This window comes from Prauserella rugosa (assembly GCF_000719975.1).
Classification (GTDB): Bacteria; Actinomycetota; Actinomycetes; order Mycobacteriales; family Pseudonocardiaceae; genus Prauserella; species Prauserella rugosa.
Map to the genome: position 1 here is coordinate 1 of NZ_JOIJ01000032.1, position 24,108 is coordinate 24,108.

Here is a 24,108-nt window from a genome sequence, read left to right on the forward strand (position 1 = left end):
GACAGGGGTCTCCCGATCTCTGTAGCGGGGGCAGGATTTGAACCTACGACCTCTGGGTTATGAGCCCAGCGAGCTACCGAACTGCTCCACCCCGCGTCGCCTGAGTGCGGTACCCACTTTACGCCCCGGTGTCGTCGGGGCGTAAAGCGGGTGCCTTTCAGGTGTCGTCGCTGGTCAGCCGCCGGAGTTCTGGAGTTGCTCGTAGCGGCGGGTGGCTGCGTCGAGTTCGGACAGCGCCTCGCCTTGCGCCTGGAAGTCGCCTTCCTCCTGCGCGGTGCGGAGCTTCTCCAGTGCGGACTGGATGTCCTCGACGACCGAGTTCATCTCCTGGTTTCCGGTGCCTCCGCCGTTCTGGCCGTTGGAGTCACCGGAGCCGGGCGACTGCTGGTTGTCGGTCTGGTTGTTGCCGTCCTGCTGGTTGTCGCCCTGGCCGCCGCCGGAGTCGCCTCCGGGTTCGCCTGCTTCGGGTCCGGTGGCTGCTTCGCCGCTGCCTTCGCCGAAGACCTGGTCGAGTGCGTCGTTCAGGGTGGCGGCGAAGCCGATTCGGCCGCCGAAGGAGACGAGCACTCGCGCCAGCTGCGGATAGCTCTGGGCGTTGCGTTGCTGGACGTAGATGGGTTCGACGTACATGAACCCGCCCGCAACCGGCAGGGTCAGCAGGTTGCCGTAGATCAGGTCGACACTCTGGTTCCCGAGGAGCGTGCGGTCCTGGGTGAACTCGGGGTGCGACTGGAAGGCGTTCTGCACCTGCACGGGGCCTTCGAGCTGCCTGCTGCCGGAGGTCGGTAGTCGCAGCACGCGCATGTCGCCGTAGCTGCCGGGGTCGGACGACACCGACACCCAGGCGGCGAGGTATTGCCTGTTCAGCGGGGTCAGTGCGCTGGTGAGCTGGAAGTGTGGCTTGTTCTGCCACGGCGACTGCGAGTACGTGTAGTACGCCGGTTGCTTGGCCGCGTCGGAGTTCGGGTCGAGCCCACCTTCGGACGTCGGGTCCTGCGGCACGTTCCAGAACGTCTGGGTCGCGTAGAACTCCTGGGCGTTCTGCACGTGGTACTGCGTGAGCAGTTCACGCTGGATCTTGAAGATGTCCTCCGGGTAGCGGAAGTGTTCGCGCAGTTCGTCGGAGATCTGCGACTCCGGCTTCACCATGCCGGGGAACGTCTTCATCCAGGTCTTCAGGACGGGGTCCTGTTTGTCCATCTGGTAGAGGTCCACGGATCCGTCGAACGCGTCGACCGTGGCCTTCACCGAGTTCCGGACGTAGTTGATCTCGCTGTCCTGCTGTGCCGCGACACCGGACAGGGAGTCGGCGGTCGCCTCGCCCAGCGAGGTGCGCTGCGAGTACGGGTAGTTGTCGAGCGTGGTGTAGCCGTCGATGATCCACTTGACGCGTCCGTCGATGACCGCGGGATACGGGTCGCCGTCGGCCGTCAGCCACGGGGCCACCTTCTCGACACGGTCCCGCGGGTCGCGGTTGTACATGATCTTCGAGCCCTCGCTGATGGCGCTCGAGAAGAGGATGTTGCGCTCGCCGTGCTGCATGGCGAACACGGCACGGTTGAACCAGTTGTCGATCGGCACGCCGCCCTTGCCGTCGTACAGGTAGCTGCGGTCCTGTGCCGTGTCGTACTCGCCGGGCGCCTCGCCCTCCCGGCCGCCGACGATGGCGTAGTCGGTGGCGAGCTCGCCGTAGTAGATGCGCGGTTCGTCGACCCGCATGCCCGCGCCGGTGGGGTTCTGGGTGTCGCTGGTGCCCGCGACCGGGTAGCCGCCGTCGCTGTTGGCGTCCTCCAGCGCGCGGTCGATCGTGTTGGCGGGCGCCGCGACGAAGCCGTTGCCGTGGGTGTAGACGAGGTGCCGGTTGATCCACGTCTGCTGGTTCGCCGCGAGGCCCTCGGTGTTGATCTCCTTGGCGGCCACGACGTAGGCCTGCCGGTCACCGTCGACCTCGTAGCGGTCGATGTCGAGCTTCTCGGGGAAGCCGTAGAAGTTCTCCCGGCCGACGCGCTGAGTGAACGTGGGCGACAGGACGTTGGGGTCGAGCAGCCGGACGTTCGGGATCGTCCCCTGCTCGTCACGGATCTGTTCGGGTGTCGCCTCGGACTGGCCGCTGTAGTCGTCGTACTTGATGCCGTCGATGCCGTAGGCGAACCGCGTGGCTTCCATGTTGCGTTCGATCGACTCGGCCTCCCGCTGGTTGGCGTTCGGGCGCACCGAGAACTGCTCGAGGATCGCGGGCCAGGCGACACCGATGATCAGGCCGGACAGGATCAGCAGCACGAGCGCGATCGCGGGCAGCTGGATGTTGCGCAGGAACGCGCCCACGAAGAACGCGATCGCACAGAACACGCAGATGCACAGCAGGATCAGCTTGGCAGGCAGCACCGCGTTCAGGTCGGTGTAGGTCGCACCGGTGAACAGGCTGTTGCGGTCCGACAGCAGCAGGTTGTAGCGGTCGAGGAAGTACTCGACGGCCTTGAGCAGCACGAACAGGCCGACCAGGATCGACAGCTGCACGCGCGCGGGGCCGGAGATCGAGCCACCACGGCCGGCCAGCCGGATGCCGCCGAACAGGTAGTGCGCCATCAGCCCGCCGATGAACGCGACCACCACGGCCACGAACACCCAGCCGAGCACCCAGCCGAGGAACGGCAGGTCGAAGACGTAGAAGCCGATGTCGTTGCCGAACTGCGGATCGGTCCGGCCGAACTCGCTGCCGTTCAGGAACATCTGAACGGTCTCCCAGTTGCCCTGGCCGGACACCCCCGCGACGAGGCCCGCCAGCACCGGGATGCCGATGCCGAACAACTTGACCCGGCCGACGACGATCGACCGGTAGCGCGCGAGCGGATCGTCCTCACCGCTGACGGGGACGAACACCGGCCGCGTGCGGTAGGCGATCATCAGGCTGATCGCCAGTGCGCCGCCGACCAACAATCCGGTCGCCACGAACAGGATCGCGCGGGTCAGCAGCACGGTGGTGAACACACCGCGTGCCCCCACTTCCCCGAACCACAGCCAGTCGACGTACGCGTTCAGGAACCGCGCTCCGAGAAGCAACAGCAGGACGAGGACGGCCGCGATCGTCAGCAGGACACGAGCCCGCTTGGACAGCTTGGGGAGGCCGACGGGGGGCCGAGTGGCCACTGCGCACACTCCTGAGGTCGTAACCGGCGTGGTCCAGGGAGCCCCGCGGCTGTGCGGCCTCCCTGTATGCCTAACTCTACGGACCTGGGTGAGAGTTCCCGGAATGCCCCTAAACCGGACGTGGTCGAGCCTGCGACGATGGTGACCATGACGGAGAGCGAAAGCGCGCCGGGGCAGGCAGGCGCAGTGGGCGCCATCGCACGCGAGGTCGAGGAGTTCGTGGCGTCCGGAGGCTGGGGGCAACCTCCGCAGCTGTTCGCGCTCGTGCCGACCGCCGACCTGCTCGCACAGCAGCCCGAGCTGGCCGACCAGCTCGACCCGGAGTCCACGCTGACCCCGGTGGCGCAGGATTCGCTGCCCGACGACGACCTGGCCGAGGCGCTCGCCCGGATCGCCTGGCCGGAGGCCGTCCACGGCTGCGCGCTGGCGCAGGAGATCATCGTGCTGCCGCCGGACGCCGAGGACGAGCTACCCGACGTGGACGAGGCGACCGGCGTCTCCCCCTCCGACGTCGAACGCCTCAAGCAGGCCGCGGCGGGCCACCCGCGGCGCACCGAGGCACGCCTGGTGGCCGCGGTGTTGCGCGACGGGCCCGCGGCCTGCGTGATGCGCCTGCGCGGTATCCGCACCCAGCCCGAGGACGACTCCGAACCCACCGAGGAGATCGTCGAGCACCCCGAGCTCGCCCCGAACCTGGTGGACGCGCTCCGCGCGACGCTGCTTCCCTGACCGAGCTCCCCCGGCGCGTCAGCTCTCGCAGGTCGGAACGGGCTTGTCGGCGCGCATGTTGCGGAGCGCGCTCACCGCGTCGTCGAGCGTCTGGATGCGCACGAGCTTCAGCCCGTCGGGTGCGGCCGACGCCGCCTCGGCGCAGTTCTGGGCGGGCACGAGGAAGGTGTCGGCGCCGTCCTCCTTCGCGGCGACGACCTTGAACGAGATGCCGCCGATCGGGCCGACGTTGCCCTGCGAGTCGATCTCACCGGTACCGGCGACGTGCTGGCCGTCGACCAGCTTCTCTGGCTGGAGGCGATCGACGATGGCCAGCGCGAACATCATCCCCGCGGAAGGCCCGCCCACGTCCTCGAGCGAGATGTCCACGGTGAACGGCACGTCCGCGCGGTCGGCGGGCTGTACGCCGAGGAAGCCCTGCTCCTGTCCGTCCGGGTGCTCGTCGAGGGTCGCGGTCACGGTGCGCGGAGGCTGCTTCCCCCGCTTGTAGGTGAGCTCGACGTCCTGGCCGGGACGCGTGTTCTCGAGCGCCGACATGACGTCGTTCTGGCCGGACACGTTCTTGCCGTTGACCTTCGTCAACTCGTCGCCGGGCTCGAGCAGCCCGGCGGCGGGTGTGTCGGCCACGATCTGGTCGGCCACGACCTTGACGGGGTAGCCGAGCGTGCGCAGGGCCGCCACCTCGGCGTTGCTCTGCGAGCTGCGGAACTGTTCGACGTTCTCCTGCCGCACCTGCTCGTCGGTCTGCCCCGGCCGGAAGTACTCCTCCCGCGGTGCGACGGAGTAACGGCCGCTGACCCACAGGCCGAGTGCACCGAACAGGGTGACCTCGTCGTTGAGCGAAACCGTCGTCATGCGCAGCTGGCCGTTGTCCTCGTAGCTGCGGGCACCGTCGATGGCGACGACATGCCTGCCTTCGACGTCGCCGAGAGTGTCGTAGGTCGGCCCGGGGCCCAGCGCGACGTACGGGACGCGGACGAACGATCCGACCAGCACGAAGGCCACGACCAGGACGGCGCTGAACACGATCGTCCAGGTACGTCTGGTGGGACGCAGGCGCCGCTTCGTCGACCGCTCCTCACCGTCGCGAGACGCCGAAGAGGCCGCAGCCGCCTCGGCCCGCTCGTCGGCGGGGTCGGACTCCGTGACTCCTGACGCGGATTTCATGTCGCCGGGCTCGTTCACGGGCACAGCGTACGGCGAGCCCTGTCAGCTCAGAGCGAAGGTCCGATTCGCCGCCCTGATCGGCGCGTCAGACGCGACCTCGCACGCGTACGGTGGGAGGCATGAGCAACCCACCCTTCGGCTTCGGCTTCGGTATGCCCGATCCCGACAAGCGCCCTGGCAACGACGCGTCCGGCTCCGGCGGCGGGCAGGGTGGCGACCCGTTCCAGCAGCTGGGCCAGATGCTCAGCCAGTTGGGCCAGATGCTCAGCCAGGCGGGCAGTTCGTCCGGCCCGGTGAACTACGACCTCGCCAAGCAGATCGCACTGCAGCGGCTCGCCTCCGAATCGGGCGATTCGGCCGGCGCCGAACGGTCGATGGGCTTCACGGCGCCCTCGGGTGAGCTCGAGCAGGGCGACAACGCGGTTCGCGACGCCGCACACCTGGCCGAGCTGTGGCTCGACGAGGCGACGATCCTGCCGGCGGGAGCGACCCAGACGGTCGCCTGGTCGGCCAAGGACTGGGTCGAGAAGACGCTGCCGACCTGGCAGCGACTGTGCGACCCGGTGGCACAGCAGGTCTCGAGCGCGTGGACCGAGGCACTGCCGGAGGAGGCCAAGCAGGCCGCGGGACCGCTGCTGTCGATGCTCGGGCAGATGGGCGGCATGGCGTTCGGTTCGCAGCTCGGCAACGCCCTCGCCGAGCTCGGCTCGGAGGTGCTGACCTCGGCCGACATCGGCCTACCCCTCGGCCCGGAGACGACCTCGGCACTGCTTCCCGCGAACATCGAGAAGTTCACCGACGGTCTCGAACGGCCCGCCAGCGAGGTCCTCGTATTCCTCGCCGCGCGCGAGGCCGCCCACCAGCGACTGTTCGCGCACGTCCCGTGGCTGCGGCAGCGGCTGCTGGCGACCGTCGAGGAGTTCGCCAAGGGCATCACGGTCGACGTCTCCGGGCTGGAGCAGCTGGCCGGGCAGATCGACCCCACCAACCCGCAGAGCATCGAGCAGGCGATGTCCTCCGGACTGTTCGAGCCGCAGACCACGCCGGAGCAGAAGGCGGCGCTGACCAGGCTCGAAACGCTGCTGGCCCTCGTCGAGGGCTGGGTCGACGTCGTGGTCGCCGACGCGGTCGGCAACCGGCTGCCAGGAGCGGATGCGCTTCGCGAGACGTTGCGCAGGCGGCGGGCCACCGGCGGACCCGCGGAGCAGACCTTCGCCACGCTCGTCGGCCTCGAGCTGCGGCCCCGACGGATGCGCGCCGCCTCGGCGCTGTGGAAGCTCGTCGGCGACCGGCACGGCACCGAGACGCGCGACCACCTGTGGTCGCACCCCGATCTCATGCCGACGACCGACGACCTGGACGAGCCGATGGACTTCGCCGACCGCCTCGGCGGCACCGTCATCGGCGCCGACGTCGACCCGATCGCCGAGCTGGAGAAGACCCAGCGCGCCGAGTCCGAGTCGGGAGCGGACTCCGAGTCCTCCGCGGCCTCCGAGTCCTCCGAGGCCGAAGGTGGCTCGAACGGCGACGCGGAAGGGGCTTCCGGCAGCGAGTCCGGTGACGACGCGGACGGTGGTTCGGATTCCGCCGGCGGGTCTGCCTCGAACGACGACCGCTGATCGGTGCCGGCGGCACGGCACACGCCGTCGGCACCGCCGCGACTGAGTGGCCACGTGGCCACTCAGTCGCCGGAGCAGTCCCCGTCGTCGGTGTCCTCGTCGGTGGTGGCGATGCCGAGGTTGGCCGCCGCCGACAGCCCTTCGAGGTAGCCGATCGCACGTTCGGTCTTCGGATAGCGCCGGACGAGTTCCCAGAACTCCTCGTTGTGGTCGGCGACCCGCAGGTGCGCCAGCTCGTGCACGAGCACGTAGTCCAGCACCCACGGCGGCACGTCGCGCAGCCGGTCACTGACCCGGATCGTGCGATTCACGGGTGTGCACGACGCCCACCGCGTCCGCATCGGCGGCACCCAGCGCACGCTGGCAGGCTTCGCGGTCCCGTCCAGGTACCGACCGGACAACTCGGTGCACCGCAACAACAGCGCTTCGTCGGAGGCTCGTGCCGGCGACGCCCGTTTGCTCTCGGTGCGCTGCAGCTTCTTCTGCATCTCGGCGACCCAGTGACGCTCCTCGGCCTTCGTCATGGTCGCCGGGATCAGGACGACCATGGTGTCGCCGTCCCGATACGCGGTCACCGTCCTGCGCCTGCGGGCACTGCGCCGGACCTCGATCTTCTCCTCGCGCGCGTCGCCGGACCCGTCGGGCCCCGACCTGTCGTTGGGCACTGCCGTCGTCTGCCCCCTGCCCTGTCGTTGGTTCTGTTCGGCACGCGGCGTTCGTCCGCGCTTCGCGCGCCCTCCGCGGGCAGGCGCATCCTGCGCTTTCCCGCGTTGACTCCGCAATGAAGGAACCCGTGCTTCGGCCACTCGTACACGGTAAAGCGAGCCACCGACATCCGGGATGGCTCAAATGTCACAGCGCCTCAGTTGTCCACAATCAGGTTTGCCTGTGGACAACTGAGGCGTTTCACCCCACGGATGTCCGTTTTGCCGTCACCCTGTGGTCATGACTCGAACACTCAGTGACACCGACGCAGGTCCGGATACCGACGAGACCGAGAACGCCACCGATCCGGAACCGCCGACCGCCGCGGGTTCCGCCTCGACGGAGCAGGAAGCCGTCACGCTGCCGGCCCGGCCCCGGGTAGTTCCCGGGCTGGACGTCCTCCACCGGCGCGAGGGCGAGTTGCAGATCGGCCTCGATCCGCGGCACGCCGTCGTGCTGAACAAACTCTCGCCCATGCTCGTGGACCTCCTCCGCGGCCTCGACGGCAGTCGCAGCACGGGCACGCTCATGCAACTCGCCGCCTCGGAACCGGGCCGTGCCACCGAGGGCGGAGGTGCCGAGCACCTGCGCAGACTCCTGACCGAACTGACGCGGCGCGGGCTGCTCGAGGACACCGACGCGCCCGCGCACACCCGCTCGGTGCGCTCCGACGAGCCGGCGCTGTGGTCGCTCACGTCGTCCCGTCAGCGGCGCACCACCGCGGCCCGATGGGCCCAGAGCACGGTGCTGCTCCAGGGTGGCGGGCGTCTGGCGGCCGCGCTCGCGCGCACACTCGCGACCGCGGGCGTCGGGCACATCGATGCCCAGGCCGAAGGCCGCGTCGGCCCGGAGGACCTGGGCTCGGGTTTCGTCGACGGCGACGTCGGGACCCCGCGCAGACAGGCCATCACCGAGCTCGTACGGCGGACGAACTCGTCCACCAAAACCGGCAAGGTGCGCGGGAAGAACCGGCCGGATCTCGTCGTACTGGCCGACACCGTCGTGCCGGCGCCGGAAGTGGTCAACGACCTCATGGCGCAGCGGCAACCACACCTGCTCGTGCGCGTGCGCGACGGCATCGGCATCGTCGGCCCGCTGGTTTATCCGGGACGCAGCGCCTGCCTCCGCTGCGCCGATCTGGAACGTACCGGGTTCGACGAGTGCTGGCCGCGGGTCGCGAGCCAGCTCGCAGGCCGCATCCCGCGAACGGATCTGTGCAGCGTGATCACCGCGGCCGGCATCGCGGGAGGACAGATCCTGCGCATGCTCGATCCCGACGACAGCATTCCGCCGGCGTGGAACAGCACGATCGAGGTCGACGCCTTCGGCGCCTCCCTGTACACGCGAAGGTGGGCACCGCAGGCGGCCTGCCCGTGCGGCGCCGCCGCGCACCTGGAACGCACAGCCGCGGCCGAGGCCGCCAAGGCAGCGGCGGCGGAGAAAGCGAAGGCGACCGCCAAGGCCGGGGCCGGCTCGTCCTGACCATCACCGCGCCGTGACGGCCTGCGACCGTGCGCACGCAGCGACCGTGAATGCACAGCGGTCGTGAGTACGCCCTGGTCGTGAACACGCCAGGGTCGTGAACTCACCGCGGTCGTGAGCTGACGGCGGCCACGCGGCCGCCCGGTCCCCACCGGCTCGCCCCGTCCCCACCGGAGCCCGGCTGGTCGCCGCGTAGGTACGGGCCGGTCCCGTTCGGATCGTCACCGCCGTCCAGGCGCCGCCATCTGCCCCGTTCAACTCCACAAGCATTGATCGAGAAGGCAGAATCGCGGGTGTGACGGAATACCGCGGTGGCGACGAAGAGCTCGAACAGCCGGACACGACGACCGGCCGCGCCCAGGCCGATCGGAACGGCAGCCACAGCGTCGGCGACAGCGCCCAGAACAACACCGCCCAGAACGACACCGCCCAGAGCAGCACCACCCAAACCAGCACCACTCAGAGCAGCAACGACGACAACGCAGACCTCAGCGCGGACGATGAGGGCACGGCGCTGCCCCGCCGCACCATGGCCAGGACGGCGAAGCTCGCCAGCCTGCCGCTGGGTATGGCCGGGCGCGCGGTCGGCGGCTGGGGCCGCAGGCTGACCGGCCAGAGCGCCGACGAGGTCAACGCGAACCTGTCCGCGAAGGCCGCCGAACAGCTCTTCGAGGTGCTTGGCACGCTCAAGGGCGGAGCCATGAAGTTCGGCCAGGCGCTGAGCGTGTTCGAGGCCGCCATCCCCGACGATCTCGCCGAGCCGTACCGCGACGCACTCACCCGCTTGCAGGCCGCCGCTCCTCCGATGCCCGCGCGGCAGACCCATCGCGTGCTCACCGAGCAGCTGGGCCGGTCGTGGCGGCAGCGGTTCGCCTCCTTCGACGACGACCCGACCGCATCGGCCAGCATCGGTCAGGTCCATCGCGGGGTGTGGCACGACGGGCGCGAAGTCGCCGTCAAGGTGCAGTACCCCGGTGCCGACGACGCGCTGCGGGGCGATCTCCGGCAACTCCAGCGGTTCAGCAGGCTGTTCCAGAGCCTCGTGCCCGGCACCGACGTCAAACCCCTGCTCAACGAACTCGCCGAGCGGATGGACGAGGAACTCGACTACCGCAGGGAGGCCGACAACCAGCGTGCCTTCGCCAAGGCCTTCGCGGGCGACGAACGCGTGCTCGTGCCCAGAGTCGTGGCGAGCGCACCCAAGGTCGTCGTGAGCGAATGGGTCACCGGCACGCCGTACTCGGAGATCATCCGGTCCGGCACGAAACAGCAGCGGGACGACGCAGGCAGGCTCCTGTCCGAATTCCACTACTCCTCGCCCGCCCGCGCGCACCTACTGCACTCGGACCCGCACCCGGGCAACTTCATGCTGCGGGAGGACGGCCGCGTCTGTGTGATCGACTTCGGTGCGGTCGCACGGCTGCCCCATGGCGCACCGCCCGCCCTGGGAAGGATCATGCGACTGGCTCTGGACGGGCGTTCCCAGGAGCTCTACGACGTGCTGCGCGCCGAGGGGTTCGTCCGACCGGACACCGAGATCGATCCGGATGACGTATACGCATACCTCCAACCCATCGTGGCGCCCCTCGAACAGGAGCGGTTCCATTTCACTCGGCAGTGGGCCCAGGAGCAGGCGCTGCGCATGGGCGACCTGCGCAGCCAGGATTTCCGCACCGGACGGTCCCTCAACCTGCCGCCGCACTGGCTGTTGATCCACCGCGTGACCGCAGGCGCGATCGGCATTCTGTGTCAATTGGACGCGGAACTTCCGCTGCGTTCGATTGTGCAGCGGTGGCAACCGGGATTCGACGACTGAACGGCGCGAGGCCCTCAGTTATCCACAGTTTTCGCGGAAACGGAGAGAATTCACCGTTCGCGGCCTCCACTTATCCACATTTTCGTCAACCTCTCCCTCTCCAGCCGCCCACTCGACACGCTCGAGGGCATGACTGCTCTCGCTGACGCGGCACGACTGACCCCTGCCGCCACCGACAAGGTCCTCACCTGTGCCGAACTGCGCGCACAGGGCATCTCCGACGGAAAGATCAACCGGCGCTGCAGGCCGGACGGCCCCTGGCGGCGGCTTCTGCCGGGCGTGGTGCTGCTCGCCCCGAGCGTGCCGACCCGCAGGCAGATGCTGCGCGCACTCGTGCTGTATCTCGGGGCCGGCGCCGTCGTCACGGGCGTGGACGCGCTCGGCGCGCACGGGCTCGAACTGGCCCGACCACCTGCGATCCACATGCTCGTGTCGCCGAGCAGACGCATGCTCTCCCCGACCTTCGCCCTGCTCGAACGTACGTCCAGGCTCCCCGACCCCGTGCTCGTCGACGGGATCCCGTTCGCACCGGCCACCCGTGCCGCGCTCGATGCCGCACGCAGGGAGAAGGAGGTGGCCCGGCTCCGCGACCTGCTGTCCCTTCCCGTCTACTACGGCTTGAGTACGTGCGCCGAACTGCGCCGCGAACTCGACGCGGGCAACCAGCGCGGATCAGCAGCGGTCCGCACCGAGTTGAAGGCGATCGAACGCGACCGCGACACCTACGTCCACGGATGGGCACGCACGCTGCTGCGGCAGGGACCGCTACCACCACCGCGCTGGGACGTGACCGTGTGCGACCGCCGCGGCAGGGCGATCGGCACCGTCGACGCGTGGTGGGACGAGGTCGGCCTCGGCTGGCAGTTCCATCCTCCGGGCGGCGCGCATCTCGGCCACCTCGCGTTGAGTGCCGCCGGAGTCGTCGTGGTGCGTACCGAACCCGATGCCCTGCGCACGGATCGTTCGCGAGTACTGGCCGAACTGGTCAGGGCTTTCGAACTGGCGGCACGGTGTGAACGGCCCCCGGTGCAGTGCATCGACGCGGCGTGGGAGTCGGCCGGGTGAGGCGTTCACCAGTACTCGGCGGGAAGCTTGCCCTCGATGGCGCGGACGTGCTCCCGCACGCAGGCCGGGCACACCCAGCGGGTGCCACGGCCCTCGGCACCGGACACGTCGGCGGCGGTCTCGGGCATCCACCCGCTCGCAACGGCGACCGTCTCCGTCGGCCCCCGATCACCGCACCAGTGGCAGCGCACCGCCTCGCCGGTCATGGCCGCGTCCCCGCGTGCACGGTCCGTGTGCTCAACAGGTACAGGTCGTCCCGGTGCCCGAGGTGTTCGCGATCCTGCGGATCGAGCAGCCGCTGCACGGTCTCCCGATCCTCGTCGCCGAGCCGGTCCTCGACCATGCCGGCGAGCCCGTCGAGGTGGTCGAGGACGAACTCGCGGACCGCCGGTCCGCCGGGCGCTGGATAGTCGACGACGTAGCTGAATGAGCTCACGTGCTCCAGCCCCGCGCGGCCGAGTGCGACGTTCCAGCCGTGTCCCATGCGGCGTGCATCGGGCATGTCCGCGCGCATGTCCTCGAACCAGGCATCGCGGTGGGCGAGCAGGCGAAGCTCGAGTCCGGGCCTGCCGAGGCCGAGGTCCCACGGCAGACACCGCATGCCGAGACCACCTTCGGCGACGGCGAGCACCCCTCCGGGATTCAGCGCCGCGACGAGGCGATCGACGGCCAGCTGTTGATCGGGCAGGTGGTGCACCACGGCCGAGGCCCACACCAGATCCGCACCGGGAACCGCGTCCGCGAGCGGCTGCGTGCCCGCGTCGGCCACCACCTCGTGCACCGTGACGTGGTCGCCGCCCGCGCCTCGGGCCTGCTGTGCGGCGGCGGCGAGCAACTCGTCGACGGCGTCGACGAGCACCACCGTCCCACCACCGCGGGTGCGCAGCGCCTCGGCGAGCGCGGCGCTCATCCCGCCCGAACCGGACCCGACATCCACCACCGTGGCTCCGGAAGGGAGGTCTGCGACCAGTTTCGACGCCACGTCGGCGAGCGCGGAACGTTCGAGCTCGTCGAGCCTGCGCATCCCGGCGAGTCGGGCGGCCCAGTCGACATCGTCGTGCGTGTGTGCGGACACCCCGCCATTCAACATCGATTCCGTGACGCTCGCGAGTGTGCGGCGACGGCCCACGACAGCACAGGACAGCACACGACAGCCGCCGAGGGTCACGGCCGACGACCGGTGGAGTCGAAAGCGGCGGGCTCAACGACGGTGGCCTGCCCTCCGGCATCGTCGTTGAGCCCGCCGGGCGGAATCGGTTCCCGAGCGGGTGCGGTCAGCGCTGGTAATACGCCGAACGGCGCGCCGCCCATCGGGCGATCCGGTTCCATCGGCGTGCGGCCAGCGCACGCCGATGATCCCGTCTGCCCTCGGTGAACCGGCGTAGTTCACGTATTCGGTCTCGGGCCATTTCTTCGTGAAGCAACATGAGGGAGGTCTCCGTGTTCGTGTGAATCCTGTTCGGACGGATCGATGTGGATCTGTGCGGCGTACCCGCTACGGCCGCGTCTCGGGATCGGACGCGCCCGTGTCGAGCTCGCGAACGGTGTGGTCCCTGTCGACCGTGTGGGCACGGCCCCGAGCCGGGGACGGGCAGGACGGCGTGACCTCGGACGGTCATGCCGCGCTCCACTCCCGCGACTCGGGCACCGGGTGCTTGCGAGGCCGGCCGCGCGGCCGCTTGCGGGCGACCACGACGCCGCGTTCGAAGATCTCGCCGCCCCACACGCCCCACGGTTCGCCGCGGGCGAGGGCGCCGGCCAGGCAGGCCGAGCGCACCGGGCAGTCCCCACAGAGGACCTTCGCGCGCTCCAGGTCCGCGGGCTTCTCGGCGAACCACAGGTCCGCGTCGCCCACCTGACAGGGCAGGTCGAGATCGGTCGACGATCCGGAGTCGATCAGTTCGGCGACCCCGGTCGTCCCGGCCAACAGGGCGGAAAACGCCTCCTCTGACGCGGAGACGGTGGCCGTTGGCATGTCGGCTCTCCTTCGATGACGAGTGTGTGCGGATTGATCGGCGGATCCACAAACCCTCGAACAGCACGAAGGCCGCGGATCCGGAGTGCGGTTCCGCGGCCTTCGAGAGCCAGATGCCTAGGCGATGGCTAGGCGGTGTCTCTCAGGAGAGCACAACGGAACCCTGGACTTGCCCTGGAGTCGGCGCAGCTGGACGTACGGCGGACGAATCGTCGAGTCGCCCGTCGAAACGTCGACGCGCACCTCGGCACCGGCCGGCGTCCCGGCCACGGCCGGGATACGGGTCGGAGCCCCCACGCGCGCGACGCGCGCGCCGAGGTGACGCTCGTTCAGGGACACAGCCGTACGCCGACGGTCGCGGTGGACCGCATCGGCGGTACGGAGTCCAGCGCAGGCACGCAGACCGGAGATGTCGGCGATACCGATGTTCACGAACTTCACTGCCGACACCTCCTCTCGATACGGGCAGCCGTCGCCGGGACAGCCGCGCTCTTTGACCTGGTCACTGCAGGTTATTGCGCTCCGGCACACCGGAGCAACTCATTTTCCGAAAAGTTTGGGCTCAACCCCGAAAATCGACCGTGACCTGCGATGACGCCCGCCACATCCGGACCGGCGCCACCCGTTCGGGGTCGGGTCGGTTCTGACGATGCCGTCGCCCGGTACGCGGGGCCGGCGCGGCCCGTCGGTGATCCCACCCGCGACGGGATTGTCAGACGCGACCTAGGCCCCCGCGTCCCGTACGACGGCGAGGACCTCGTCGCCGAACCGCTGCAACTTCGACGCCCCGATCCCGGAGATGCCCACGAGGGCCTTGGTGTCGGCGGGCCGTTGTTCGGCGATCGCGACCAGCGTCGAGTCGGTGAAGACGACGAACGCGGGCACGTTCAGTTCCTTGGCCCGCTCGGTCCGCCACTCCTTCAGCCGGTCGAGCAGGTGCTCGTCGACGTCGGCGGGACACTTCGTGCAGCGGCCGAGCTTGACCTCCATCGTCGAGATGAGCGGCCGGGCACAGATGCGGCAGGACGCGCCGAACTTGGTCGGCTTCGCCGACGCCGACTTGGCCACCCTGGACGCGGGATGGTTCTCGGGAACGAGCCCGTACAGGAAGCGGCTCCTCCGCCGGTTCCGCCGTCCGTCGGGGTGGCGGGACAGCGCCCAGCTCAGCGACAGGTGCTCACGGGCACGCGTGACGCCCACGTAGAAGAGCCTGCGCTCCTCCTCCACCGCGTCGTCGTCACCGTCGGCACGTTGGATGGGCACCGTGCCGTCGGCGAGGCCGACGAGGAACACCGCATCCCACTCGAGACCCTTCGCGGCGTGCAGCGAGGCGAGCGTCACGCCTTCCACGGTGGGCGGGTGCTGGGCCGAGGCCCGCTGGTCGAGTTCGGCGACAAACATGCCGAGCGTCGCACCCTCGACGGTGCTCGCGAGCTCCTCGGCGACCTCGACGAGTGCCAGCAGCGCGTCCCAGCGTTCCCGCGCGGAGCCGCCTGCGGGCGGCTGCTCGCTCAGGCCGACGCGCGCGAGCACCCGCCGGCACAACGACACGAGCTCCCCCTGGGGTTCCTCGGCCGCCGCGGTCCGCAGTGCCGACATCGCCTGCCGGATCTCCTGCCGTTGGAAGAAGCGCTCACCGCCGCGAACGAGATACGGGATGCCCGCCTCGGACAGGGCCTGTTCATAGGCCTCCGACTGGGCATTGACCCGATACAGCACCGCGATCTCGCTGGCGGGCACGCCCTCGTCGAGCAGCGCGCGGATGCGCACGGCGACCGCCGCGGCCTCGGCGGGCTCGTCGTCGTACTCGGCGAACCGGGGCTCCGGACCGTCCGGTCGCTGCCCGATCAGCTGTAGCCGCGAGCCGGCGGGGCGCCCCCTTGCTGCCCCGATGACCCGGTTGGCCAGCGACACGACCTGCGGCGTCGACCGGTAGTCCCGTTCGAGCCGGACCACGGTCGCCTCGGGGAAGCGGCGGGTGAACTCGAGCAGAGGTCGCGGCGAGGCGCCGCCGAACGAGTAGATGGTCTGGTTGGCGTCCCCGACGACGGTCAGGTCGTCGCGCCCGCCGAGCCAGGCGTCCAGCAGACGCTGCTGTGCGGGGGTCACGTCCTGGTACTCGTCGACGACGAAGCAGCGATAGCGGTCACGGAACTCCTCGGCGACGGCGCGATGCCCCTCGAGTGCCGCCGTCGTGTGCAGCAGCAGGTCGTCGAAGTCGAGCAGTTGTGCCTCGTTCTTCGTGCGCTCGTAGCCGCGGTAGAGCTCGGCGATCCGTTCGGCCGGTTCGGGGGTGTCCCGTTTGAGTCGCGCGACGGCGGCCGGGTAGTCGTCGGGGCCGATCAGCGACGCCTTGGCCCACTCGATCTCGCTCGTCAGGTCGCGCAGGACCTCGACCTCGGTGGGAAGGCCGAGCCGGTTGGCCGCCTGGCCGACGAGCCGTAGCTTGTTGCCCTCGATGAGGTCCCACTGGCGGTCCCCGACCACGCGCGGCCAGAAGTAGCGGAGCTGGCGCAGCGCGGCCGCGTGGAACGTCCTGGCCTGCGCGGCTTCGACGCCGAGGCCGCGCAGCCGGGTGCGCAGCTCGCCCGCTGCGCGGGAGGTGAAGGTGACCGCGAGGACCTGACCTGCGGAGACATGGCCCGACCGAACCAGGTAGGCGATGCGATGGGTGATCGTGCGCGTCTTTCCGGTGCCCGCACCGGCGAGCACGCAGACGGGTCCACGTGGCGCGCACGCAGCAGCGCGCTGTTCCGGGTCGAGGCCCTCGAGCAGGTCCGGATGACGGTTCGACGACGCACTTCCCACGCCCCGCATCCTCGCAGAGGGGACCGACAGCACAGCGGCAGCCCGGACGCCCGTATCCTGGTTCATTATGGCGGAGAAGCTGGACAAAGAGGCTGCCAAGCAGGCCAAGAAGGAAAAGAAGGCGGCGAGCAAGGCTCGCCGCGGCCAGATCTTCCAGGCGTTCCACATGCAGCGCAAGGAGGACAAGGCGCTCATCCCGTGGATGCTCGGGACCTTCCTGGTCATCGCGGGCCTTGTCTTCCTGCTGGGCATGTGGATCGGCATTCAGTGGCTGTTGCTGCCGATCGGCATCCTGCTGGGTGTGCTCGGCGCGATCATCGTGTTCGGCCGTCGCGTGCAGAAGAACGTGTTCGCGAAGGCCGAGGGCCAGCCCGGCGCGGGCGCATGGGCCCTCGACAACCTGCGCGGCAAGTGGCGGGTGACGCAGACGGTCGCCGCCACGACCCAGCTCGACGCCGTGCACCGGGTTCTGGGCGGACCGGGCGTGATCCTCGTGGCCGAGGGCGCTCCGCACCGGGTGAAGAACCTGCTGTCGCAGGAGAAGAAGCGCATCGCCCGCCTGGTCGGTGACACCCCGATCTACGAGGTCGTCATCGGCACCGAGGAGGGCCAGGTGCCGCTGCGCAGGCTGCAGAACCACCTCATGAAGCTGCCCCGGAACCTCAAGGGTCCGCAGGTGGACGCCCTCGAGGCGAAGTTGAGCGCGCTGGGCAACCGTGGCGCCGCGATGCCGAAAGGCCCGATGCCGCAGGGCGCCAAGATGCGCAACGTCCAGCGGACCATCCGCCGCCGCTGACCGACCTGCGGCAGCCTTCCCGGTCTTCGATGAAGAGCCGCCCCCGGCAGGTGCCGGGGGCGGCTCTTCGCGTCGGTTCAGGCCTTGTTCGTTCAGGTCTCGCCTGCGCGGGCGGCTGGCCTCAGCGCATGCGGATGACGACGGTGCCGGTGAGCCGGTCGTGCCAGCCACGCGCGTCGGCGTTGCGCACGGCCGCCGGAATGATCAGGAACGTCAACGCGCAGCGCACGAGCGCGCGCCACAGGCCGGGGACTCCGCCGCCGTCGAGTCTGCCGATGCGGATCCCGCACACGGCCATACCCGGTGTGAAGCTGAAGAACGCCGCCGACAGCACGGTGACGACGACCCACGTGGCCAGTGACCACAGGTTGAACGACTCCATGGCCGCCATGTCGCCGTAGTCCGGCCGGACGAACAACGCCGTCAGCAACGACGCGAGGACCAGGTCGGCGAGCAGGCCGAGGAACCGGCGGCCCGAACCGGCCGCCGACCCGACACCGCTTTCGGGCAGGCCCAGCCGCTCTCCCGGCCAGCGCGGCGGGTCCTGATCCGCCGCCGCGGACAGGTTCGACAGCCACTCTCCGGTCCATCTAGCCACGCGAACAGGGTATGTCGCCTGTTCGGCGCTGCCGTGAGCGGCCTGACGTGCGACCATCCGTTATCCGCCGATCCGTTAACCCCCGTGAAACATATGGGTGACGGTCGGGCAACACCGCCCTCTTAGCTTGGGCCGAAGAGAGCAACGCGCACACGAGCTCGAACTAGAAGGAGTCACCGAGGGTGTCCACTACTGCAGACGATGTCCTGCGTCTCATCGCTGACGAGGATGTGCAATTCATCGATGTGAGGTTCTGCGACCTGCCGGGTGTCATGCAGCACTTCACCGTCCCCGCCAAGACTTTCGATGCGGACGCCTTCGAAGAGGGCCTCGCCTTCGACGGTTCCTCGGTGCGCGGCTTCCAGTCCATCCACGAGTCGGACATGCTGCTGCTGCCGGATCCGGCGACCGCGAAGATCGACCCCTTCCGGCAGGCCAAGACGCTGTCGATGAACTTCTTCGTGCACGACCCGTTCACGCGCGAGCCCTACAGCCGCGACCCGCGCAACATCGCCCGCAAGGCCGAGCAGTACATCGCCGAGTCGGGCATCGCCGACACGGTGTTCTTCGGCCCGGAGGCCGAGTTCTACGTCTTCGACGACGTGCGCTTCGACTCGTCCGAGAACGGCACGTTCCACGAGATCGACTCGGTCGAGGGCTGGTGGAACACGGGCCGCAAGGAAGAGGGCGGCAACAAGGGCTACAAGACCAAGTTCAAGGGCGGCTACTTCCCCGTCCCGCCGGTCGACCACTACGCCGACCTGCGTGACGAGATCTCGTCGCACCTGATGGAGTCGGGCTTCGAGCTCGAGCGTGCGCACCACGAGGTGGGCACCGCCGGCCAGGCCGAGATCAACTACAAGTTCAACACGATGCTGCACGCTGCCGACGACCTGCAGCTGTTCAAGTACATCGTGAAGAACACGGCCTTCGCCAACGGCAAGACCGCCACGTTCATGCCGAAGCCGCTGTTCGGTGACAACGGTTCGGGTATGCACTGCCACCAGTCGCTGTGGAAGGACGGCCAGCCGCTGTTCTACGACGAGTCCGGTTACGCCGGCCTGTCGGACACGGCCCGCCACTACATCGGCGGCATCCTGGCCCACGCCCCGAGCCTGCTGGCCTTCACGAACCCGACCGTCAACTCGTACCACCGGCTCGTCCCGGGCTTCGAGGCGCCGGTCAGCCTGGTGTACTCGCAGCGCAACCGCTCCGCCTGTGTCCGCATCCCGATCACGGGCAACAACGCGAAGGCCAAGCGCATCGAGTTCCGCTGCCCCGACTCGTCCGGTAACCCGTACCTGGCGTTCGCCGCGATGATGATGGCCGGCCTCGACGGCATCAAGAACAAGATCGAGCCGCCGGAGCCGATCGACAAGGACCTGTACGAGCTCCCGCCGGAGGACGCCAAGAACGTCAAGCAGGTCCCGGCCGACCTGGGCACGGTGCTCGACAACCTCGAGGCGGACCACGACTACCTGCTCGAAGGTGGCGTGTTCACCCCCGACGTGATCGAGAAGTGGATCGCCTTCAAGCGCGAGGAAGAGATCGACCCGCTGCGGCTGCGTCCGCACCCGTACGAGTTCGCTCTCTACTACGACGTGTGATCATCGCTCGTAGCTAGCCTGCGAGAACGGCGCCTGACCTGCTTCCGTGCAGGTCAGGCGCCGTTTTCGTCGGTACCCGCGGGCGCCCGCACACGAAAAAGCGCCGGCGGCGAACGGTCGCCACCGGCGCTTCGAGGCCGTTTCGGTCTACTTGCCCTGCAGCAGGTCCAGGTCGATACCGGCGTCGCGGATGCGTTCCAGCGGTCCCGGGACGAGCTTGCGCTTCTCCAGGTCCATCAGGCCCAGCGTGGATTCGATCTCCGCCGAGACCGTTCCGTCGAGCTTGGTGATGACGTTGTCCATCCAGAAGACCTTCTTGTCCTCCTCGAAACGGGACACGCACGTCACGGTCGCCTCGTCACCGAACCGCATCTCCCTGCGGAAGCGGATGTGCGATTCCAGCATCACGATGCCGATGCCCTGTTTGATGAGGCCCTCGGTGACCCCGGCGGTGACCGCGAGCTCGGTCCGCGCGATCTCACCGTACTGGTGGTACACGGCGTGGTTCAAATGGCCGTTCGGGTCCAGCTCGTAGGTCCGGACCTTGACGTGGATCGAGAAGGGTTCACGCTCAGTCACGCCTGCCACCCTAAAGCGCCCATACGGCGCAGGTCCCCCGAAGGTGAGCAGCCGCTCACCGATGCGCCGTGCTACCGCTCACGCGTCGTAGAACAGCCGCTCGACCACCGCGTGCGCCTGGCGGGTGGTCTTGCGATAGGCGTCGAGGAACTCCCCCGCGTCGTCGTCCACTCCGTAACCGAAGATGCTCGCCACCGCGGTCAGTTCCCGCCCCGACGTAGGCAGCTGGTCGACCGCCTTGCCGCGCACGAGCATCGCCGCGTTGCGCGCCCTGGTCGCCAGCAGCCACGCGTCACGCAGGGCGTCGACCTCCTCCTGCTCGGCCAGACCCGCCTGCGCCATCGCCTCGAGCGCAGCGGGGGTCGACGTCGTGCGCAGTGCCGGCACCTCGTGGGCGTGGCGCAGCTGCGCGAGCTGCACCGTCCACTCGACGTCGGCGAGCCCGCCCCGGCCGAGCTTCGTGTGCATCGTCGGGTCCGCACCGCGTGGCATCCGTTCCGTGTCGACCCTCGCCTTGATGCGCCGCACCTCGCGCACCTTGGTCGCGTCGAGTCCGCCCTCCGGATAGCGCACCGGGTCGATCGCCTCGATGAACCGGTCGCCCAGTTCGCAATCGCCCGCGAGGAATCGGGCACGCAGCAACGCCTGCGACTCCCATACCTCGCCCCAACGCTCGTAGTAGGCGCGATACGACTCGAACGTCCGCACCAACGGTCCGCTACGACCCTCGGGCCGCAGATCCGCGTCCACCTCGAGTGCCGGGTCCTGCGAGGGCGCACCGAGCACCGAGCGCACGGTCTCGGCGACGGTCGTGGCGAACTTCAGCGCCTCGTGGTCGGTCGCGTCACCGACCCGCTCGCAGACGAACAGCACGTCGGCGTCCGAGCCGTAGCCGAGTTCGCCACCACCGAGCCTGCCCATGCCAATCACGGCGATCTTCGCGGGCTGCCCGCCCACCTGGGCCTGTTGGTAGCGCGTCGCCGCCTCCAGCGCTGCCTGCAGCACCGCGGCCCACACCGACGACAGGGCATCACACACCGACGGCACGTCGAGGAGACCGAGGATGTCGGCGCATGCGACGCGGAGCATCTCGTGCCGCCGCAACGACCTGGCGGTGGCCACGGCCGCGTTCATCCCCGGCTGCCTGCGAGCGGCGGCACGCAGCGAGGTCGCGGTCTCGGCAGGGTCCTTGCCACACAGCCGCTCGGCGTCGCCGAGCATGCGCAGCACCTCGGGTGCGCGCACGAGCAGGTCCGGAACGAGTCGGGACGTGCCGAGCAGCGTCGCCAGGTTCTCGGCCACGGCGGCCTCGTCGCGCAGCACCCGCAGGTACCACGGGGTGTCGGAGAGTGCCTCCGACACCCGCCGGTAGGCCAGCAACCCGCCGTCGGGCTCGGGGGTGTCGGCGAGCAGGTCGAGCAGCACCGGCAGCAACGTCTGCTGGATGGCGGCACGCCTGCTCACGCCCGTGGTGAGCGCGCGGATGTGCTGCAGTGCGCCGTCGGGCGAGGCGAACCCGAGCGCGGTGAGCCGCTGCTCGGCCTGCTTGGCGGTCAGGCGCAGGTCGGCGCTCGGCACGCGCGCCACAGCCTCGAGCAGCGGGCGATAGAACAACTTCTCGTGCAACGTGCGCACGTGGCGCACATGCTTGCGGAACTCCTGGGTGAGCAGTTCCGCCTCGGACTTCGCCCGAGCGGGCCGGATTCCCACGGCCCTGGCGAGCCACCGCAGTGCCGCCGTGTCGTCCGGTTCGGGGAACAGGTGGGTGCGGCGCAGCGCGCGCAGCTGCAGGCGGTGTTCCAGCAGTCGCAGGAACTCGTACGACTCCTGCATCTCGGCAGCGTCCGACCTGCCGACGTAGCCGCCGGCGCCGAGCGCCTCCAACGCCTCCAACGTCGACGCCGAACGCAACTGCGGGTCGACGCGGCCGTGCACCAGTTGCAGCAACTGGACGGCGAACTCGACGTCGCGCAGTCCGCCCTGACCGAGTTTCAGCTCCCGGTCGGCGATCTCGGCGGGGATGTGTTTCTCGACCCGGCGGCGCATGTGCTGGACGTCGACCACGAAGTTGTCCCGCTCGGCCGCGGACCACACCATCGGGGCGACCAGCTCCGTGTAGCGCCTGCCCAGCTCGTCGTCACCGGCGGCGGGACGCGCCTTCAGCAACGCCTGGAACTCCCACGTCCGCGCCCACTTCTTGTAGTACGCCTCGTGGCTGTCGAGGGTGCGCACCAGCGCGCCGGCCTTGCCCTCGGGACGCAGTGCCGCGTCGACCTCGAAGCACGCCTTGCCGACGACCCGCATCATCGCCGTGGCCAGCCGGGTGCCGACCTGGAGATCCCCGTCGCCGACGAACACCACGTCGACGTCGCTGACGTAGTTCAGTTCGCGGCCGCCGCACTTGCCCATGGCGATCACGGCGAGCGTCGCGGTCTCAGCATCGCGGGTCTCGTGCTGGGCGACCGTCAGGCCGGCCTGCAGCGCGGCGTCCGCGAGCGCGGTGAGTGCGTGAGCCGTGTCCGTGAACGAAGGTGTGGTGATCCGTGGTTCGACCAGGTGGCCGAGGTCGTCGGCGGCGATCTCGAGGAGGAGGCCGCGGTAGCCGCGGCGCAGCGCCTGTTCGGCCTCGGTCCCGCTCAGCACCTGCCCGTCCGGTGCGACGGCGCGCTGCAGCGCCGCCGGATAGTCGGCCACCGTGGTCGGCCGTACCAGTCGCTGCCACTCGTGCGGTGCGCTGACGAGGAAGTCGCCCAGTGCCGTCGACGTGCCGGCGATGCCGAGCAGTCTGCCGCGCACCGTCGAGTCGTCCCTGATCGCTGCGGCGAGCTCGGGCCACACCTGGGCGTCTGCCTGCCGGATGCGGTCGACGGTGCGCAGCGCGAGATCCGGGTCCGGGGTGTGGGAGAACGCCGTGAGCACGGCCTCGGCTCCGCCGGTCGGACCGTGCCCTGCCCACCACCCTGCGGCCTGCAGTTCGTCGACGGCGTGTTCGGACGTGAAGCCGAACCGCGCGACCGATGCCGCCGGGCGAACGCTGTCTACCATCGCTCCTACCCTAGTCCGGTTGACCGGTGGTCGGCGCCACGTTCACGCGAGCGGCAGACCCGGCCGCCGCGGCTCCACCGGCTGCCGGTCACCGCGGGCGAGTTCGACGAATCGATGGGCGAACGGACGCCAGGTGTCGGCCATGTCCGCGTGCACGCGGTCGAGCGTGTCCCGGTCGAACGCGCCGGTCTCGGCCGCGGACGCCACGTCGGGCGACCGGTCGACCCATCCCGCGACGATCTCGGGTGTGGTCTCGATATGGAACTGCACGCCGTAGCCGACGCGGCCGACGCGGAACGCCTGGTTCGGGTACATGGGTGACGACGCCAGCAACGTCGCCTCCGCCGGCAGGTGTTCGACGACGTCGCGGTGGAATTCCAGGACGTCGGGCATCAGCGGAAGGTCGGCGAACAGCGGGTCGGTCCACGCCGCGTCCTTCTTCGACACGAGCTTCGGTCCGGCCTCCGGCCCGCTCCGCCCGCGGCCGACCGTTCCGCCGGTCGCGGCGCCGAGTAGTTGGCCGCCGAGGCAGACCCCGAGGGTGGGGACCTCCGCAGCGACCGATGCGGCGAGGAGCGCGCGCACGGCCGGGAGCCACGGGTGCTGTTCGTCGTCGAGTGGTCCCATACCTCCGCCGAGACACACGACGGCGTCGTAGCCGTCGGCGGCCGGTGGAATGTCGTCCACGTCGGCGCGCACCGTGTCGAGGGCCGCGCCGGCTTCGCTGAGCCAGTCCCCGAGCGTGCCGACGGGGACGGTTTCCTCGGGCTGGACGACCAGAATCCGCGTAGTCACATGATCAGAGTACAAACACAGAAAAGTGGGCCTGGCGGCGAATCCCTTATGGGACTCGAGCCACCAGGCCCACCCTTCTATTAAGTAAGTTCGGCGGTGTCCTACTCTCCCACACCCCTACGAGTGCAGTACCATCGGCGCTGGCAGGCTTAGCTTCCGGGTTCGGAATGGGACC

18 protein-coding genes, 1 tRNA gene and 1 rRNA gene are annotated in these 24,108 nt (G+C 69.4%); 7 read left to right on the forward strand and 13 right to left on the reverse strand.

Going from position 1 to position 24,108, the window contains the following annotated elements:
• Window positions 1-22: 22 nt before the first annotated feature.
• Together IF64_RS0123730 and IF64_RS0123735 are read right to left on the reverse strand one after the other, a co-directional pair.
• A tRNA-Met gene (locus IF64_RS0123730) sits at window positions 23-96 on the reverse strand.
• A gap of 78 nt (window positions 97-174) precedes the next feature.
• Entirely contained in the window at window positions 175-3,147 is a 2,973-nt protein-coding gene (locus IF64_RS0123735; RefSeq protein ID WP_030534398.1) for a UPF0182 family protein, read from the reverse strand.
• 147 nt (window positions 3,148-3,294) lie between these two features.
• Here IF64_RS0123735 and IF64_RS0123740 point away from each other — a divergent pair, with 147 nt between their 5' ends.
• Window positions 3,295-3,876: a PPA1309 family protein gene (locus IF64_RS0123740; protein ID WP_030534399.1), complete on the forward strand. Its 582-nt coding sequence runs from the start codon at window positions 3,295-3,297 to the stop codon at window positions 3,874-3,876.
• Between the two features lie 18 nt (window positions 3,877-3,894).
• Here IF64_RS0123740 and IF64_RS0123745 read toward each other — a convergent pair whose 3' ends face one another.
• A complete protein-coding gene (locus tag IF64_RS0123745) occupies window positions 3,895-4,905 on the reverse strand; it encodes a YlbL family protein (RefSeq protein ID WP_036877767.1) in 1,011 nt (336 codons plus the stop codon).
• 257 nt (window positions 4,906-5,162) lie between these two features.
• On the opposite strand from IF64_RS0123745, the gene IF64_RS0123750 reads away from it, so the two are divergent.
• Window positions 5,163-6,662, forward strand: a complete 1,500-nt coding sequence (locus IF64_RS0123750) for a zinc-dependent metalloprotease (protein WP_036877762.1) — start codon at window positions 5,163-5,165, stop codon at window positions 6,660-6,662.
• Between the two features lie 62 nt (window positions 6,663-6,724).
• Here the strand turns inward: IF64_RS0123750 and IF64_RS0123755 are convergent, their stop codons facing one another.
• Window positions 6,725-7,327, reverse strand: coding sequence for a M48 metallopeptidase family protein (locus tag IF64_RS0123755; protein ID WP_425468465.1), 603 nt, complete (start codon window positions 7,325-7,327; stop codon window positions 6,725-6,727).
• Between the two features lie 280 nt (window positions 7,328-7,607).
• Between IF64_RS0123755 and IF64_RS0123760 the strand changes: the two genes are divergently transcribed.
• The 3 genes from IF64_RS0123760 (at window position 7,608) to IF64_RS0123770 (ending at window position 11,730) form a co-directional block, all read left to right on the forward strand.
• The gene (locus IF64_RS0123760) at window positions 7,608-8,849 is read left to right on the forward strand and encodes a ThiF family adenylyltransferase (RefSeq protein ID WP_084706070.1); all 1,242 of its coding nucleotides are present in this window, start codon (window positions 7,608-7,610) and stop codon (window positions 8,847-8,849) included.
• 529 nt (window positions 8,850-9,378) lie between these two features.
• Window positions 9,379-10,665: an ABC1 kinase family protein gene (locus IF64_RS0123765; RefSeq protein ID WP_051758120.1), complete on the forward strand. Its 1,287-nt coding sequence runs from the start codon at window positions 9,379-9,381 to the stop codon at window positions 10,663-10,665.
• A 129-nt stretch (window positions 10,666-10,794) separates the two neighbouring features.
• Window positions 10,795-11,730 carry a hypothetical protein gene (locus tag IF64_RS0123770; RefSeq protein ID WP_048808146.1) on the forward strand — a complete coding sequence of 312 codons (936 nt, stop codon included), beginning with the start codon at window positions 10,795-10,797 and terminating at the stop codon, window positions 11,728-11,730.
• Window positions 11,731-11,735: 5 nt separating this feature from the next.
• Here the strand turns inward: IF64_RS0123770 and IF64_RS25745 are convergent, their stop codons facing one another.
• The 4 genes from IF64_RS25745 to IF64_RS0123795 all read right to left on the reverse strand — a co-directional run bounded on the left by IF64_RS25745 (window position 11,736) and on the right by IF64_RS0123795 (window position 16,522).
• Window positions 11,736-11,936, reverse strand: a complete 201-nt coding sequence (locus IF64_RS25745) for a hypothetical protein (RefSeq protein WP_036877764.1) — start codon at window positions 11,934-11,936, stop codon at window positions 11,736-11,738.
• Entirely contained in the window at window positions 11,933-12,805 is an 873-nt protein-coding gene (locus IF64_RS0123780) for a class I SAM-dependent methyltransferase (protein WP_145600623.1), read from the reverse strand. The genes IF64_RS25745 and IF64_RS0123780 overlap by 4 nt, the downstream gene beginning before the upstream one ends.
• A 540-nt stretch (window positions 12,806-13,345) precedes the next feature.
• Window positions 13,346-13,705, reverse strand: coding sequence for a WhiB family transcriptional regulator (locus tag IF64_RS0123785; protein ID WP_030534407.1), 360 nt, complete (start codon window positions 13,703-13,705; stop codon window positions 13,346-13,348).
• 723 nt (window positions 13,706-14,428) lie between these two features.
• The gene (locus IF64_RS0123795; RefSeq protein WP_030534409.1) at window positions 14,429-16,522 is read right to left on the reverse strand and encodes an ATP-dependent DNA helicase UvrD2; all 2,094 of its coding nucleotides are present in this window, start codon (window positions 16,520-16,522) and stop codon (window positions 14,429-14,431) included.
• A 58-nt stretch (window positions 16,523-16,580) separates the two neighbouring features.
• Between IF64_RS0123795 and IF64_RS0123800 the strand changes: the two genes are divergently transcribed.
• Window positions 16,581-17,309, forward strand: a complete 729-nt coding sequence (locus tag IF64_RS0123800) for a DUF4191 domain-containing protein (protein WP_030534410.1) — start codon at window positions 16,581-16,583, stop codon at window positions 17,307-17,309.
• Between the two features lie 121 nt (window positions 17,310-17,430).
• Here IF64_RS0123800 and IF64_RS0123805 read toward each other — a convergent pair whose 3' ends face one another.
• A complete protein-coding gene (locus IF64_RS0123805; protein WP_030534411.1) occupies window positions 17,431-17,907 on the reverse strand; it encodes an RDD family protein in 477 nt (158 codons plus the stop codon).
• A gap of 182 nt (window positions 17,908-18,089) precedes the next feature.
• Between IF64_RS0123805 and glnA the strand changes: the two genes are divergently transcribed.
• A complete protein-coding gene (gene glnA, locus IF64_RS0123810; RefSeq protein WP_030534412.1) occupies window positions 18,090-19,514 on the forward strand; it encodes a type I glutamate--ammonia ligase in 1,425 nt (474 codons plus the stop codon).
• 147 nt (window positions 19,515-19,661) lie between these two features.
• On the opposite strand, the gene IF64_RS0123815 is transcribed toward glnA, so the two are convergent.
• The 4 genes from IF64_RS0123815 to rrf form a co-directional block, all read right to left on the reverse strand.
• Window positions 19,662-20,093: an acyl-CoA thioesterase gene (locus tag IF64_RS0123815; RefSeq protein WP_030534413.1), complete on the reverse strand. Its 432-nt coding sequence runs from the start codon at window positions 20,091-20,093 to the stop codon at window positions 19,662-19,664.
• Window positions 20,094-20,171: 78 nt separating this feature from the next.
• Entirely contained in the window at window positions 20,172-23,138 is a 2,967-nt protein-coding gene (locus IF64_RS0123820; RefSeq protein WP_030534414.1) for a bifunctional [glutamine synthetase] adenylyltransferase/[glutamine synthetase]-adenylyl-L-tyrosine phosphorylase, read from the reverse strand.
• A 42-nt stretch (window positions 23,139-23,180) separates the two neighbouring features.
• Entirely contained in the window at window positions 23,181-23,933 is a 753-nt protein-coding gene (locus IF64_RS0123825) for a type 1 glutamine amidotransferase (protein WP_030534415.1), read from the reverse strand.
• Window positions 23,934-24,021: 88 nt separating this feature from the next.
• Window positions 24,022-24,108, reverse strand: a 5S ribosomal RNA gene (gene rrf, locus IF64_RS26340); the annotation flags it as partial.

Coding starts and splice junctions, on each gene's coding strand:
- IF64_RS0123740 (WP_030534399.1), top strand. CDS start 3,295: ATGACGGAGAGCGAAAGCGCGCCGGGGCAGGCAGGCGCAGTGGGCGCC.
- IF64_RS0123750 (WP_036877762.1), top strand. CDS start 5,163: ATGAGCAACCCACCCTTCGGCTTCGGCTTCGGTATGCCCGATCCCGAC.
- IF64_RS0123760 (WP_084706070.1), top strand. CDS start 7,608: ATGACTCGAACACTCAGTGACACCGACGCAGGTCCGGATACCGACGAG.
- IF64_RS0123765 (WP_051758120.1), top strand. CDS start 9,379: ATGGCCAGGACGGCGAAGCTCGCCAGCCTGCCGCTGGGTATGGCCGGG.
- IF64_RS0123770 (WP_048808146.1), top strand. CDS start 10,795: ATGACTGCTCTCGCTGACGCGGCACGACTGACCCCTGCCGCCACCGAC.
- IF64_RS25745 (WP_036877764.1), bottom strand. CDS start 11,936: ATGACCGGCGAGGCGGTGCGCTGCCACTGGTGCGGTGATCGGGGGCCG.
- IF64_RS0123785 (WP_030534407.1), bottom strand. CDS start 13,705: ATGCCAACGGCCACCGTCTCCGCGTCAGAGGAGGCGTTTTCCGCCCTG.
- IF64_RS0123795 (WP_030534409.1), bottom strand. CDS start 16,522: ATGCGGGGCGTGGGAAGTGCGTCGTCGAACCGTCATCCGGACCTGCTC.
- IF64_RS0123800 (WP_030534410.1), top strand. CDS start 16,581: ATGGCGGAGAAGCTGGACAAAGAGGCTGCCAAGCAGGCCAAGAAGGAA.
- IF64_RS0123820 (WP_030534414.1), bottom strand. CDS start 23,138: ATGGTAGACAGCGTTCGCCCGGCGGCATCGGTCGCGCGGTTCGGCTTC.